The organism is Streptomyces sp. NBC_01478 (assembly GCF_036227225.1).
Taxonomy (GTDB): domain Bacteria; phylum Actinomycetota; class Actinomycetes; order Streptomycetales; family Streptomycetaceae; genus Streptomyces.
In genome coordinates this window covers 3,296,005-3,310,905 of record NZ_CP109444.1, presented here as the reverse complement: position 1 = coordinate 3,310,905, position 14,901 = coordinate 3,296,005, and the positions used below count along the sequence as shown (strand labels likewise).

11 protein-coding genes are annotated in these 14,901 nt (G+C 69.9%); 8 read left to right on the top strand and 3 right to left on the bottom strand.

Annotated elements, in window-relative coordinates; translation table 11 throughout:
- Positions 1-30 precede the first annotated feature (30 nt).
- The 3 genes from OG223_RS14925 to OG223_RS14915 all read left to right on the top strand — a co-directional run bounded on the left by OG223_RS14925 (position 31) and on the right by OG223_RS14915 (position 7,179).
- Positions 31-762, top strand: coding sequence for a VIT1/CCC1 transporter family protein (locus tag OG223_RS14925; RefSeq protein ID WP_329247763.1), 732 nt, complete (start codon positions 31-33; stop codon positions 760-762).
- 365 nt (positions 763-1,127) lie between these two features.
- On the top strand, positions 1,128-5,723 hold the full coding sequence (gene gltB / locus OG223_RS14920; RefSeq protein ID WP_329247760.1) for a glutamate synthase large subunit: 4,596 nt from the start codon (positions 1,128-1,130) through the stop codon (positions 5,721-5,723).
- Complete coding sequence (locus OG223_RS14915) at positions 5,716-7,179, top strand: glutamate synthase subunit beta (RefSeq protein WP_329247757.1); 1,464 nt, start codon at positions 5,716-5,718, stop codon at positions 7,177-7,179. The genes gltB and OG223_RS14915 overlap by 8 nt, the downstream gene beginning before the upstream one ends.
- Before the next feature lie 115 nt (positions 7,180-7,294).
- On the opposite strand, the gene OG223_RS14910 is transcribed toward OG223_RS14915, so the two are convergent.
- Positions 7,295-8,131, bottom strand: a complete 837-nt coding sequence (locus tag OG223_RS14910; RefSeq protein WP_329247754.1) for a chitosanase — start codon at positions 8,129-8,131, stop codon at positions 7,295-7,297.
- Positions 8,132-8,247: 116 nt separating this feature from the next.
- Here OG223_RS14910 and OG223_RS14905 point away from each other — a divergent pair, with 116 nt between their 5' ends.
- From OG223_RS14905 to qcrB, 3 genes are all read left to right on the top strand, one after another.
- Positions 8,248-8,967: a vWA domain-containing protein gene (locus OG223_RS14905; protein ID WP_329247752.1), complete on the top strand. Its 720-nt coding sequence runs from the start codon at positions 8,248-8,250 to the stop codon at positions 8,965-8,967.
- The gene (locus OG223_RS14900; protein ID WP_329247751.1) at positions 8,964-9,536 is read left to right on the top strand and encodes a HutD/Ves family protein; all 573 of its coding nucleotides are present in this window, start codon (positions 8,964-8,966) and stop codon (positions 9,534-9,536) included. The genes OG223_RS14905 and OG223_RS14900 overlap by 4 nt, the downstream gene beginning before the upstream one ends.
- A gap of 112 nt (positions 9,537-9,648) precedes the next feature.
- Positions 9,649-11,298, top strand: coding sequence for a cytochrome bc1 complex cytochrome b subunit (gene qcrB / locus OG223_RS14895; RefSeq protein ID WP_443073838.1), 1,650 nt, complete (start codon positions 9,649-9,651; stop codon positions 11,296-11,298).
- Here qcrB and OG223_RS14890 read toward each other — a convergent pair.
- Complete coding sequence (locus OG223_RS14890; protein ID WP_329247745.1) at positions 11,273-12,244, bottom strand: acyl-CoA dehydrogenase family protein; 972 nt, start codon at positions 12,242-12,244, stop codon at positions 11,273-11,275. The genes qcrB and OG223_RS14890 overlap by 26 nt on opposite strands.
- Positions 12,244-13,383 (bottom strand): acyl-CoA dehydrogenase family protein, encoded by a 1,140-nt coding sequence (locus OG223_RS14885; RefSeq protein ID WP_329247742.1) that lies wholly within the window; start codon positions 13,381-13,383, stop codon positions 12,244-12,246. The genes OG223_RS14890 and OG223_RS14885 overlap by 1 nt, the downstream gene beginning before the upstream one ends.
- 62 nt (positions 13,384-13,445) lie before the next feature.
- Here OG223_RS14885 and OG223_RS14880 point away from each other — a divergent pair, with 62 nt between their 5' ends.
- Positions 13,446-14,234, top strand: coding sequence for an SDR family oxidoreductase (locus OG223_RS14880; protein WP_329247740.1), 789 nt, complete (start codon positions 13,446-13,448; stop codon positions 14,232-14,234).
- 39 nt (positions 14,235-14,273) lie between these two features.
- On the top strand, positions 14,274-14,885 hold the full coding sequence (locus OG223_RS14875; RefSeq protein WP_329247737.1) for a TetR/AcrR family transcriptional regulator: 612 nt from the start codon (positions 14,274-14,276) through the stop codon (positions 14,883-14,885).
- The last annotated feature ends 16 nt before the right edge of the window (positions 14,886-14,901 follow it).

Genomic DNA, 14,901 nt, shown 5'->3' with positions numbered 1-14,901 from the left:
GCTTGCCTTAGTCGCACGGAGGATCACCGCATGGCCATCATCGAGACCGAGGCGACGCTCCACGAAGCACACCGCGACAACCACACCCACCGTGATGTGAACGGCGGCTGGCTGCGCCCCGCGGTGTTCGGCGCGATGGACGGTCTCGTCTCCAACCTCGCCCTGATGACCGGTGTCGTCGGCGGTGCCGTCAGTCATCAGACCGTCGTCATCACCGGGCTGGCCGGGCTCGCCGCCGGCGCCTTCTCGATGGCGGCCGGCGAGTACACCTCGGTCGCCTCCCAGCGCGAGCTGGTCGAGGCCGAACTCGAGGTCGAGCGCCGGGAGTTGCGCAAACACCCGGAGGACGAGGAGGGCGAGCTCGCCGCCCTCTACGAGAGCCGCGGAGTCGAGGCGGCGCTCGCCCGCGAGGTCGCCCGGCAGCTCTCGCGCGACCCCGAGCAGGCCCTGGAGATACACGCCCGCGAGGAGCTCGGCATCGACCCCGGTGAGCTGCCCTCGCCGCTCGTCGCCGCCGTGTCGTCCTTCGGTGCGTTCGCGCTGGGCGCGCTGCTTCCCGTGCTGCCGTTCCTGCTCGGGGCGACCGCGTTGTGGCCGGCGCTGCTGCTCGCGTTCGTCGGGCTGTTCGGCTGTGGTGCCGTGGTTGCTCGCGTGACCGCGCGGACCTGGTGGTTCAGCGGGCTGCGGCAGCTCGCGCTGGGCGGTGCGGCGGCCGGTGTGACGTACGCCCTGGGCACCTTGTTCGGAACGGTCGTAGGATAGCTCGACGCGCACTTATGCGGCGGTCTGCATAAGTAGCCGTTACTCGCTGGTTTCGAACGCTTAACCACTGGGCATGAGCCGTAAGCGCTATGGGCAACGACGCCTGTGGCGCACCCGCGGGATGGGCGACGACGCTCCCTCTGCCCTGGGCCGCCGGACATCGATCTGTCCGGTTTGGTCCCCTTAACCTTCACCGCTTGTGCGGTGCACCGCCGCGACCCCTCGGCGTCCGCATGTTGGAACGGAGTATCCGGTTCCCGAGAACCGTTCCATCATGTAACCTGCACGAAATTTTGCGCTTACCCGCAGAGGGCCAACGTCGTCCCTATGCCCATGCATATGCCACGACGACGACGGGAGAGCCGATGCGTACGCCGCGCCAGCCGTCCCAGCAGCCCACGAATGGCCAGAACTGGTCCTTCATGGATGCTCGCCCTGCCGCGCAGGGTATGTACGACCCCCGCAACGAGCACGACGCCTGTGGCGTCGGCTTCGTGGCCACCCTCACCGGCGAGGCGAGCCACGCGCTGGTCGAGCAGGCGCTCACGGTGCTGCGCAACCTGGAGCACCGCGGTGCGACCGGTGCCGAGCCCGACTCGGGCGACGGTGCGGGCATCCTGTCCCAGGTGCCGGACGCCTTCTTCCGTGAGGTGGCCGGATTCGACCTGCCCGCCGCCGGCGGCTACGCGGTCGGCATCGCCTTCCTGCCCGAGGACGGCGCCGACGCGATCGTCTCGCAGGTTGAGACGATCGTCGCCGAGGAAGGCCTCACGGTTCTCGGGTGGCGCGAGGTTCCGACCGCGCCCGAACTCCTCGGTGCTACGGCCCGCTCCACCATGCCGCTGTTCCGTCAGCTCTTCGTGAGCGACGGGCAGACCCAGGGCATCGACCTCGACCGCAAGGCCTTCGCGCTGCGCAAGCGCGCCGAGCGTGAGGCCGGTGTCTACTTCCCGTCGCTCTCCGCGCGGACCATCGTCTACAAGGGCATGCTGACCACCGGCCAGTTGGAGCCCTTCTTCCCGGACCTGTCCGACCGGCGCTTCGCCTCCGCGATCTCGCTCGTGCACTCCCGGTTCTCCACGAACACCTTCCCGTCGTGGCCGCTCGCCCACCCGTACCGCTTCGTCGCGCACAACGGCGAGATCAACACGGTCAAGGGCAACCGCAACTGGATGGCGGCCCGCGAGTCCCAGATCGCCTCCGACCTCTTCGGCGACCAGGACAAGATCGACCGGATCTTCCCGATCTGCACGCCCGAGGCCTCCGACTCCGCGTCCTTCGACGAGGTGCTCGAACTGCTCCACCTCGGTGGGCGGTCGCTGCCGCACTCCGTGCTGATGATGATCCCGGAGGCGTGGGAGAACCACGACTCCATGGACCCGGCCCGCCGCGCCTTCTACCAGTTCCACGCCACGATGATGGAACCCTGGGACGGCCCGGCCTGCGTCACCTTCACCGACGGCACCCAGGTCGGCGCGGTCCTCGACCGCAACGGCCTGCGCCCCGGCCGCTACTGGGTCACCGACGAGGGCCTCGTCGTCCTCGGCTCCGAGGTCGGCGTCCTCGACATCGACCCCGCGAAGGTCGTCCGCAAGGGCCGCCTCCAGCCCGGCCGCATGTTCCTCGTGGACACCGCCGAGCACCGCATCATCGAGGACGACGAGATCAAGGCCGGCCTCGCCGCCGAGATGCCGTACGCCGACTGGCTCGAAGCCGGTGAGATCGAGCTGTCCGACCTGCCCGAGCGTGAGCACATCGTGCACACGCACGCCTCGGTCACCCGCCGCCAGCAGACCTTCGGCTACACCGAGGAGGAGCTGCGCGTCATCCTCGCGCCGATGGCCAAGGCCGGTGCGGAGCCGATCGGTTCGATGGGCACCGACTCGCCGATCGCCGCGCTGTCCGCCCGCCCGCGGCTGCTCTTCGACTACTTCACCCAGTTGTTCGCGCAGGTCACCAACCCGCCGCTGGACGCGATCAGGGAAGAGCTCGTGACCTCCCTGCGCTCGTCCCTCGGCCCCGCGAGCAATCTGCTGGAGCCGACGGCCGCCTCCTGTCGTAGCGTCACCCTGCCCTTCCCGGTGATCGACAACGACGAGCTGGCCAAGCTCATCCACATCAACGCCGACGGCGACATGCCCGGCATGAAGGCCGCGACCCTCTCCGGCCTCTACCGGGTCTCCGGCGGCGGCGACACCCTCGCCGCCCGCCTCGCCGAGATCTGCACCGAGGCCGACGCCGCGATCGAGAACGGCGCCCGCCTGATCGTCCTCTCGGACCGGCACTCCGACGCCGAGCACGCGCCGATCCCCTCGCTGCTGCTCACCGCCGCCGTCCACCACCACCTCATCCGCACCAAGCAGCGCACCCAGGTGGGCCTGCTGGTCGAGGCCGGTGACGTCCGCGAGGTCCACCACGTCGCCCTGCTCATCGGCTTCGGCGCCGCGGCCGTCAACCCGTACCTGGCGATGGAGTCCGTCGAGGACCTCGTCCGCGCGGGCACCTTCCTCACCGACATCGAGGCCGAGCAGGCCATCCGCAACCTGATCTACGCCCTCGGCAAGGGCGTCCTCAAGGTCATGTCCAAGATGGGCATCTCGACCGTCGCCTCCTACCGGGGCGCCCAGGTCTTCGAAGCGGTCGGCCTCGACGAGCAGTTCGTCAACAGCTACTTCAGCGGTACGGCCACCAAGATCGGCGGCGTCGGCATCGACGTCATCGCCAAGGAGGTCGCCGCCCGGCACGCGAAGGCGTACCCCGCGAGCGGCATCGCGCCCGCGCACCGCGCCCTCGACATAGGCGGCGAGTACCAATGGCGCCGCGAGGGCGAGCCGCACCTGTTCGACCCGGAGACGGTCTTCCGCCTCCAGCACTCGACGCGCACCAACCGCTACGACATCTTCAAGAAGTACACGGACCGCGTGAACGAGCAGTCCGAGCGGCTGATGACCCTGCGCGGCCTCTTCGGCTTCAAGTCGGACCGCCCCTCGATCTCCATCGACGAGGTCGAGCCCGTCTCCGAGATCGTCAAGCGCTTCTCCACCGGCGCCATGTCGTACGGCTCCATCTCCCTGGAGGCGCACGAGACGCTCGCCATCGCCATGAACCAGTTGGGCGGCAAGTCCAACACCGGTGAGGGCGGCGAGGACGCGGACCGGCTCTACGACCCGGCCCGGCGCAGCGCCATCAAGCAGGTCGCCTCCGGCCGCTTCGGCGTCACCTCCGAGTACCTGGTCAACGCGGACGACATCCAGATCAAGATGGCCCAGGGCGCCAAGCCCGGTGAGGGCGGGCAGTTGCCCGGCCACAAGGTCTACCCGTGGGTCGCCAAGACGCGTCACTCGACCCCCGGTGTCGGTCTGATCTCCCCGCCGCCGCACCACGACATCTACTCCATCGAGGACCTCGCCCAGCTCATCCACGACCTGAAGAACGCGAACCCGCAGGCGCGGATCCACGTGAAGCTGGTCTCGGAGGTCGGCGTCGGCACGGTCGCCGCCGGTGTGTCGAAGGCGCACGCGGACGTCGTGCTCATCTCCGGCCACGACGGCGGTACGGGCGCCTCGCCGCTCACCTCGCTCAAGCACGCCGGTGGACCTTGGGAGTTGGGCCTCGCCGAGACCCAGCAGACCTTGCTGCTCAACGGACTTCGCGACCGGATCGTCGTCCAGACCGACGGTCAGCTCAAGACCGGCCGTGACGTCGTCATCGCCGCGCTGCTCGGCGCCGAGGAGTTCGGTTTCGCGACCGCGCCGCTCGTCGTCTCCGGCTGCGTCATGATGCGCGTCTGCCACCTGGACACCTGCCCGGTCGGCATCGCCACGCAGAACCCGGTGCTGCGCGAGCGGTTCGCCGGCAAGGCCGAATACGTCGTGAACTTCTTCCAGTTCATCGCCGAAGAGGTCCGCGAGATCCTCGCCGAGCTGGGCTTCCGCACCATCGAGGAAGCCGTCGGCAAGGCGGGAACGCTGGATGTCGAGCGCGCCGTCGACCACTGGAAGGCGCAGGGCCTGGACCTGGCCCCCCTCTTCTACGTCCCCGAACTCCCCGAGGGCGCCGCCCTCCACCAGGTCATCCAGCAGGACCACGGCCTGCAGAAGGCGCTCGACAACGAGCTGATCAAGCTCGCCGCCGACGCCCTCGCCGCGTCCAGCGCCACCGACGCCCAGCCGGTGCGCGCCCAGGTCGCGATCCGCAACATCAACCGCACCGTCGGCACGATGCTCGGCCACGAGGTGACGAAGAAGTTCGGCGGGGCGGGCCTGCCCGACGACACGATCGACATCACCTTCACGGGCAGCGCCGGCCAGTCCTTCGGCGCCTTCCTCCCGCGCGGTGTCACGCTGCGCCTGGAGGGCGACGCCAACGACTATGTCGGCAAGGGCCTTTCGGGCGGCCGGGTCATCGTCCGCCCCGACCGGGGCGCCGACCACCTCGCCGAGTTCTCCACCATCGCGGGCAACACCATCGCCTACGGCGCGACCGGCGGCGAGCTGTTCCTGCGTGGTCGTACCGGTGAGCGGTTCTGTGTCCGCAACTCCGGTGCCACGGTGGTCTCCGAGGGTGTGGGCGACCACGGCTGCGAGTACATGACCGGCGGCCGGGCCGTCGTCCTGGGCGAGACCGGCCGCAACTTCGCGGCGGGCATGTCCGGCGGCATCGCCTACGTCATCGACCTGAACCCCGACAACGTGAACGTCGGAAACGCGGGCGCGGTCCAGGAGTTGGACGACACCGACAAGCAGTGGCTGCACGACGTGGTGCGCCGCCACGCCGAGGAGACCGGTTCGACGGTCGCCGAGAAGCTGCTCGCCGAGTGGGCCGTCTCCGTGGACCGCTTCAGCAAGATCATCCCCAGTGCGTACAAGGCAGTGCTCGCCGCCAAGGAAGCCGCCGAGCTCGCGGGTCTCTCCGAGACCGAGATCACCGAGAAGATGATGGAGGCGGCGATCAATGGCTGACCCGAAGGGCTTCCTGAACCACGGGCGCGAGGTCGCCAAGTCCCGTCCCGTGGACGTCCGTCTGAAGGACTGGAACGAGGTCTACGTCCCCGGTTCGCTGCTGCCGATCATCGGCAAGCAGGCCGGCCGGTGCATGGACTGCGGCATCCCGTTCTGCCACAACGGCTGTCCGCTGGGGAACCTGATCCCGGAGTGGAACGACTACGCCTACCGCGGGGACTGGACCGCCGCGTCCGAGCGCCTGCACGCGACGAACAACTTCCCCGAGTTCACCGGGCGGTTGTGCCCGGCTCCCTGCGAGTCGGCGTGTGTGCTCGGCATCAACCAGCCGCCGGTCACCATCAAGAACGTCGAGGTCTCCATCATCGACAAGGCCTGGGAGACGGGCGACGTCGCCCCGCAGGCCCCGGAGCGCCTCTCCGGCAAGACCGTCGCGGTCGTCGGCTCGGGCCCGGCGGGCCTCGCCGCCGCCCAGCAGCTCACCCGGGCGGGCCACACCGTCGCCGTCTACGAGCGCGCGGACCGCATCGGGGGCCTTCTCCGGTACGGCATCCCCGAGTTCAAGATGGAGAAGCGGCACATCAACCGCCGTATCGAGCAGATGCGCGCGGAGGGCACCCGCTTCCGCACCGGCATCGAGATCGGCCGCGACCTCAAGGCCACCGACCTGCGCAAGCGCTACGACGCGGTCGTCATCGCCGCCGGCTCCACCACCGCGCGCGATCTCCCTGTCCCCGGACGGGAGTTGACCGGCGTCTACCAGGCGATGGAGTACCTGCCCCTCTCGAACAAGGTCCAGGAAGGCGACTACGTCACCGCCCCGATCTCGGCCGAGGGCAAGCACGTCGTCGTGATCGGCGGCGGCGACACCGGCGCGGACTGCGTCGGTACGGCGCACCGCCAAGGGGCCGCCTCCGTCACGCAGTTGGAGATCATGCCCCGCCCGGGCGACGAGCGGAACGCGGTCGCGCAGCCCTGGCCGACCTTCCCGATGCTCTACAAGGTGACGAGTGCGCACGAGGAGGGCGGTGAGCGGGTCTACTCCGTCAACACCACCCACTTCGAGGGCGACGAGGACGGCAACGTCCAGTGGCTGCACCTCGTCGAGGTCGAGTTCGTCGAGGGCAAGCTGACCCAGAAGCCGGGCACCGAGCGCCGGATCCCGGCCCAACTGGTCACGCTGGCCATGGGGTTCACCGGCCCGGACCGCGAGAACGGCCTGGTCGAGCAGTTCGCCCTGGACCTCGACGAGCGCGGCAACATCGCCCGCGACGCCGACTTCCAGACCAACGTCCCCGGCGTCTTCGTCGCCGGTGACGCGGGCCGCGGCCAGTCCCTCATCGTGTGGGCGATCGCGGAGGGCCGCTCGGCCGCCCGCGGCGTCGACCGCTTCCTCACCGGCGCCAGCGAACTCCCGGCGCCGATCCGGCCGACGGACCGTGCGTTGATGGTCTGACGGTTCATCAAAAGACGTCCGCACAACGGCGTGCGGAATACGAGACGGCGCCTGCCTTGTCCCCGACCGGACGTGGGCAGGCGCCGCCGCATGTCCAGGCTCAAGTCCCGGACTGTCAGGGCACCTTGTACGTCTCCCCGTACACCTTCCACACCAACGGCGTCCGCAGGTCCAGGTTCCCCTCCTCCAGGAACTTCCGCTGGGCCGTGTCGATGCGGGAGGTGTCGATCCCGGGATGCTTGGCCCGCATCGTGGCGCGCCGGACGTCGAGGAAGGCGTTCAGGTAGGCCTCCTCGGAGCCGCCTTGGGCCGGAGGCTCGGCCCGCTGCGTCGCGCGCTCCCGGATGCCGTAGAAGCCGTCCGTGCCCGGGCCGTGGAAGACCATCGCGTCGTAGTAGATGAACTGCCCCAGCGGGCCCAGGCCGTCGCGCTTGGCGGTGCCGACCGCCGGGTCGAAGTAGATGCGGTCGCGTTCCGCGTCCTGCGCCGCCTGGAAGGCGGGCACCCTCGCCTCGGCGCGCCAGGCGGCCGGGAAGCCGGGGTCCAGGCCCTGGTGGGAGTCCGTGCCGTCGACCTTGCGCAGGGCGGGGAGATAGCGGGCGAGGCCGTTGCCGGGGTGGGCGGCGGTGTAGCGCTCGACCAGGACGAGCAGGTCGTGGGTGCCGGTGCAGAAACCGATGATGCCCGCGGTGTAGCCCTGGCCGTCGCCGATGTCCTGCACATATCCGTACGCGCTGCGCCAGTCGAGGGTCGAGTTCTCGGCGCTGGCCACCAGCTTCTGCGCGAGGTTCTTCATGGCCGGCGCGGCCAGACCCTCGGGTGCTCTCCGCTGCGTCGCGGCGGACGGCTGCGCGGGCCGCGCGGCGGTGTGGGTGGTGGGTGAGAAGCCGTAGGCCGTCGCGGCGATGGCGACGGGTACGGCGGCGAGCATCAGGACGCCGGCGCGTTTCATGAGGCCCAGCGTAAGTGCGGTTACGTCCCTTATTCCGGGGGTTGGGGGGACATTGCGCTCGCCGGACCTCCGTGGCGTAATCTCGATCCTTTCGCCGTGATCCGAAGGGAGCCCCTGTGGCCGCGATCTCGCTCAGCAAGGTCGAGGAGACCGCGCCCGCGCTGGTCAGCCTGTACAAGAGCGCCGGGGTCTCGCTCCGCAAGCACGGCCTGGACGGGCAGCGGGCGGCCGTCTATCTCGTGGTCGACTACTCGGGCTCCATGAAGCCGTACTACAAGGACGGCAGCGTGCAGGCGCTCGCCGACCGGGTGTTGGGCCTGTCGGCGCACCTCGACGACGACGGGACCGTGCCGGTCGTCTTCTTCTCCACCGACGTCGACGCCGTCACGGACATCGCCCTCGACAGCCATCAGGGGCGGATCGAGCGGGTTGTGTCCGGGCTCGGGCACATGGGGCAGACCAGCTATCACGTGGCCATGGACGCCGTGATCGACCACTACCTCGACAGTGGCGCGAAGGATCCGGCCTTCGTCGTCTTTCAGACCGATGGCGGACCGAGCAACAAGGCGGCCGCGGAACGGTACTTGTGCAAGGCGGCTCGGCTTCCGCTGTTCTGGCAGTTCATCGGATTCGGCAACGCGCGGAGCAGGCAATTCGATTTCCTGCGCAGGCTGGACGAGTTGGCGGTGCCGCAGAAGCGGGTGATCGACAACGCTGGTTTCTTCCCTGCCGGTTCGAACCCCCGGAGGATGTCCGACGACGATCTGTACGACCGGATGATGGGCGAGTTCCCGCAGTGGCTCGTGGCGGCCCGGGACCAGGGGATCGTCCAGTGATCCGCGCCCTGCCCGCCTCGGCCCGAACTCCCGTGCCCTGGAAGAACGGTGGCGGTGTGACGCGGGAGATCGCCGCCTGGCCCGAGGGCGCGGGCATGGACGACTTCGCGTGGCGGGTGAGCCTCGCCGAGGTCGCGGCGGACGGGCCGTTCTCGGCCTTTCCCGACGTCGACCGGACCCTCACCCTCGTCGAGGGCGCGGGCATGGACCTCACCGTCGGCGGCGCCCGGCACCTCGTCGACACCCGTTACGTCCCACGGGACTTCAGAGGCGACGTACCGACCGACTGCCGGCTGCTGGACGGCCCCGTCGTCAACCTCAACGTGATGTGGCGCAGGGGAGCCGGCGCCACGACCCCCACGGTGGCCGTCGTGCGCGGGCGGCTGCGGGTCGGTGCCGGCGCCCTGGTGGTGGCGCTGGACGGGACCGCCGACGTGGCCGGAGTGACCCTCCAGCCTTACGACGCCGTCCAGTTGGGCGGTGCGGAGGCGCCGCTGCACACGCACGGCCGTAGCGCCGTGATCGGTTTCGATGGGCCGGTTCTGGCCGCTGACGCACCGTTGGCTTAGCCGGGCCGGCGTGGCACCCTGTCGGTGAACCGACGGGGAGGGCGGCCCACGCATGGACGGCGCACGATCGGTGAACGGAGCGGCGGATCCCGCACGGCCGGTGAACGGATCGGTGAACGGCGGCCGTTCGGCGAACGGGTCGGTGGACGGCGGTCGGCGCGCCGAGCCCGGCAAGGGCGAGAAGATCGCCGACTGGGCGGACGGACGGCTCGGGCTCTACGCGATCGCCAAGTCCAACATGCGCAAGATCTTCCCGGACCACTGGTCCTTCATGCTGGGCGAGATCTGCCTCTACAGCTTCGTCGTCCTGATCCTCACCGGCATCTATCTCACCCTGTTCTTCGAGCCGAGCGGCGTCGAGGTCATCTACCACGGTTCGTACACGCCGTTGAACGGCATCCCGATGACCAGGGCCTTCGAGTCCACCCTCGACATCAGCTTCGACGTGCGCGGCGGGCTGCTGATCCGGCAGATCCACCACTGGGCGGCCGTCGTCTTCATCGCCGGCATGCTCATCCACATGATGCGGGTGTTCTTCACCGGCGCGTTCCGCAAGCCGCGCGAGATGAACTGGGTGTTCGGCTGGACCCTGTTGTTCCTCGGCATCATCACCGGGCTGACCGGCTACTCGCTCCCCGACGACCTGCTGTCCGGCACCGGCATCCGCTTCGCGGACGGCGCGATCCTGTCCGTGCCGATCGTCGGCACCTACATGTCGATGTTCCTGTTCGGCGGGGAGTTCCCGGGGCACGACATCATCTCGCGGCTCTTCCCGATCCATGTCCTGCTGCTGCCGGGCATCATGCTGGGCCTGGTGGTCGCGCACCTGATTCTGGTCTTCTACCACAAGCACACGCAGTACCCCGGCGCCGGACGCGACGAGAAGAGCGTGGTCGGCAGCCCGCTCCTGCCCGTCTACACCGCCAAGGCTGGCGGCTTCTTCTTCCTCGTCTTCGGCGTCCTCGCGATCATGGGCGGGATCGCCAGCATCAACCCCGTCTGGGCCTTCGGACCGTACCGGCCGGACCTGGTGACGACCGGCGCCCAGCCCGACTGGTATCTCGGCTTCTCCGAGGGGCTGGTCCGGGTGATGCCGGGATGGGAGATCAACGCCTGGGGCCACACACTGGAGTTGGGCGTCTTCATCCCCTTCACGCTCTTCCCGCTGATCCTGATCGCCCTCGGCGTCTACCCGTTCGTCGAGGCCTGGATCACCGGCGACAAACGCGAACACCACATCCTGGACCGGCCGCGCAACATGCCCGTGCGCACCGGACTCGGGGTGGCCTGGCTGACCCTGTACGGAGTGCTGCTGATCGGCGGCGGCAACGACGTGGTGGCCACGCATCTGCATCTCTCCATCAACGCGATCACCTGGTTCGTGCGGATCTCCTTCTTCGTCATGCCGGTCCTCGCGTTCCTGGTCACCAAACGCGTCTGCCTCGGGCTCCAACGCCGGGACCGGGACAAGGTGTTGCACGGCCGCGAGTCCGGCCTCATCAAGATGCTGCCGCACGGCGAGTACATCGAGGTCCACGAACCCCTCGCGGCCGACGAGCGGTTCAGGCTCACCCAGCACGAGCAGGAGCCGCCGTACGCGATCGGAGCGCTCGTCGACGCGAACGGTGTCGAGCGGCAGGTCAAGGGCGGGCAGCGGGTACGGGCCCGGCTCGCCAAGGCGATGTTCGGGCCCGAGGCCCGCATCTCGAAGCCGACGGCGGAGGAGTACAAGGAACTCACGAGCGGCGAGCACCACCACTGAGCCCGTCGAGCACGGCGGCCCGGCACTCACCCGGGCCGCCCCAAGTCCCGCGCAGGGCACGGGCCTTGGTCAGCCACAGCGACAGGTCGTACTCGGCGGTGTAGCCGATCGCCCCGTGCAGTTGCAGCGCCGTCCGGGCGGTCCGGTACGCCGCCTCGCACGCCGTGACCTTCGCGGCGGCCACGTCCGCCTCCGTCATGGTGAGCGCGGCGCCGAGGACCAGAGGACGCGCGAACTCCAACGCGATCTTCGCATCGGCCAGTTGATGCTTGACCGCCTGGAACGAGCCGATGGGCACCCCGAACTGGGTGCGCTGCCCGACGTACTCCACCGTTCTGTCGAGCAACGCGAGCCCGACACCGAGAGCCTGCGCGGCGGTGGCGAGCCGGGCCCAGGTGAGGGCGTGCGCCAACGGCGGTTCCGCGGTGAGGAGTTCACCACCGGGGAGGAGGCGGGTGAGACGACGGGCCGGGTCGAGGGACGCGCGTACCGGTCCGTCGGGCCCGGGAGCCAGACGCAGCCCGTCGCCGTCCCAGCTCAGACGGGTCGTCGCCACGTCACCGTCCAGCGCGTACGACCCCGCGGGCGCCGCCGTGGCCAGTGCCTCGCCCGACGCCAGCGCGGGCAACAGGCGCTTGGCGAGCCCGGGTTCGGTCAGCAGCGCCGCCGCCGCGACCGTCTCCACCAACGGTCCCGGAACCGCGTGCCGCCCCAACTCCACGAACGCCACCGCGAGTTCGATCGGCCGGAGCCCCAGCCCCTCGTACGCCTCCGGCACCGCCAGCGCGAACACCCCCGCCCCCGCGACACGGCGCCACAGCGCGCGCCCCCTCGCATGCTCGCCGCGGCTCCAGGACCGTACGGCCGACGGAGTGTCCGCGGCCGTCAGCATCGCGTTCAACGAGTCGGCGAACGCCCGCTGTTCGGGGTCGAGGAGGAAGCGCATCAACGGCGTCCCTTCGGCAGGCCGAGCAGGCGCTCGGCGATGATGTCGCGCTGGATCTCGTTCGTTCCGGCGTAGATGGGGCCCGCGAGGGAGAAGACGTAGCCCTCGGCCCAGTCGGTGTCCGCCAACTCGCCATCCTCACCCAGCAGTTCGAGGGCCGTCTCGTGCAGGGCGATGTCGTACTCGGACCAGAACACCTTGTTCAGGCTGGACTCCGGGCCGATGGACTCGCCGTCGAGGAAGCGGGAGGCGTTGGCGTAGGTGAAGAGCTGGTAGGCGCGGGCACCGATCACGGCGTCGGCCACCCGGTCGCGCAGCGCTTCCGAACTGCCCTGCTCCCGCCAGAGGTTGAGCAGACGGTCGGCGGCGGCGAGGAAGCGGCCGGGGGAGCGGAGGGTGAGCCCGCGTTCGTTGCCCGCCGTCGACATGGCGACCCGCCAGCCCTGGCCCGGCTCGCCGATCACGTCCTCGTCGGGGACGAAGACCTCGTCCAGGAAGAGCTCCGCGAAGGCCGGCCTGCCGTCGAGGCGGCCGATCGGGCGCACCGTGACACCGGGCGCGCGCAGGTCGAACATCAGGTAGGTCAGGCCCTGTTGGGGCCTGGGGGTGTCCGGCTCGCTGCGGAACAGGCCGAACGCGCGGTCCGCGAAGGCCGCACGCGACGACCACGTCTTCTGCCCGCTCAGCAGCCAGCCCCCGTCCGTGCGCACCGCCCGCGAGGTGAGCGAGGCCAGGTCCGAACCCGCCTCCGGCTCCGACCACGCCTGCGCCCACACCACCTCACCGGTCGCCATCTCCGGCAGCACACGCGCGCGTTGCTCCCGCGTGCCGTGGTCGAAGAGGGTCGGGGCGAGCAGGTTGATGCCGTTCTGACCGACCCGGCCCGGCGCGCCCGCCGCGTAGTACTCCTCCTCGAACACCAGCCACCGCACGAGGTCCACGCCCCGGCCGCCGTACTCCTCGGGCCAGGACACCACCGACCAACGGTCCGCGGCCAGTTGGGCTTCCCAGACGCGGTGCGCGGCGAAGCCCTCCTCGGTCTCCAGGGAGGGGAGCGGGGAGGCCGGCACATGCGCGCGCAGCCAGGCGCGGGCCTCGGCGCGGAAGGCCTCCTGGCCGGGCGTGAAGTCGAGGTCCATCGGCGGCGGTTCCTCCCCGGGAATCCTTCCCTAACAAGTGTTTGGTAGGTTAGCGTGAGCGTATGACAGGCGTCGAGAGTCCGGCATACGTCCCCGGGCACGGGCTGCTGAAGGGGCGTACCGCCGTCGTCACCGCCGCCGCCGGCGCGGGCATCGGCGGGGCCACCGCGCGCCGCTTCCTCCAGGAGGGCGCGCGCGTGTTCATCAGCGACGCGCACGCGCGGCGGCTGAAGGAGTACGAGGCCGAGCTGGCCGGGGAGTTCGGCGCGGACGCGGTCGCCGCGCTGCCCTGCGACGTCACCGACGAGGCGCAGGTGCAGGCCCTGTTCGACGCGGCCGTCGCCGCGCACGGACAACTGGACGTCGTCGTCAACAACGCGGGCCTGGGCGGCACTTCGGACCTCGTCGAGATGACCGACACGCAGTGGTCGAAGGTGCTGGACGTGACCTTGAACGGCACCTTCCGCTGCACCCGGGCCGCCCTGCGCGCGATGCGCGGGACCGGCGGCGGGGTGATCGTCAACAACGCCTCCGTCGTCGGCTGGCGCGCCCAGGCCGGACAGGCGCACTATGCGGCGGCCAAGGCGGGCGTGATGGCGCTGACCCGCTGCGCGGCGATCGAGGCCGCCGCGTACGGGGTGCGGGTCAACGCGGTCTCGCCGAGCCTCGCCATGCACCCGCACCTCGTGAAGGTGACGACGCCCGAACTGCTGGCGGACCTCACCGCGCGCGAGGCCTTCGGGCGGTACGCCGAGCCCTGGGAGGTGGCCAACGTGATCGTGTTCCTGGCCTCGGACTACTCCTCGTACATGACGGGCGAGGTCGTCTCGGTGAGCAGCCAGCATGCGTAGCGGAGCAAGAGGTCGCGCGAGGGGCACGACAATGGTCCCGTGCCGACCAAGAAGAAACCCCCGGTGACCGCCGCTCCGGCCCGCCGTCGTGAACTCCTCGACACGGCGGCCGAGGTTTTCGCCGAGCAGGGGTACAACGCCACCACCGTACGGAAGATCGCCGACCACGCGGGCATGCTCGCGGGCAGCCTCTACTACCACTTCGACTCCAAGGAATCGATGCTGGAGGAGATCCTGCGGACCTTCCTCGACGAGCTGTGGAGCGGCTACGACACCGTCCTGGACGCCGAGTCGAGTCCGCGCGAGACGCTGGAGGCCCTGGTCACCGAGTCGTTCCGGGAGATCGACCGGCACCGGGCCGCCGTCGCGATCTACCAGAAGGAGAGCAAGCAGTTGGTCGCGCAGGAGCGGTTCGCGTTCCTCGCCGAGTCGCAGCGCAAGTTCGAGAAGGCGTGGCTGTCCACGCTGGAGCGCGGGGTCGCCGCCCAGGTCTTCCGCGCCGACCTCGACGTCCGGCTCACCTACCGGTTCGTCCGCGACACGGTGTGGGTCGCCGCGTCCTGGTACCGGCCGGGTGGCCAGCACAGCGCGGAGGAGATCGCCCGGCAGTACCTGTCGATGGTGCTGGACGGGATCGCCGTACGCACGTAACTCACGCGTCAGTATG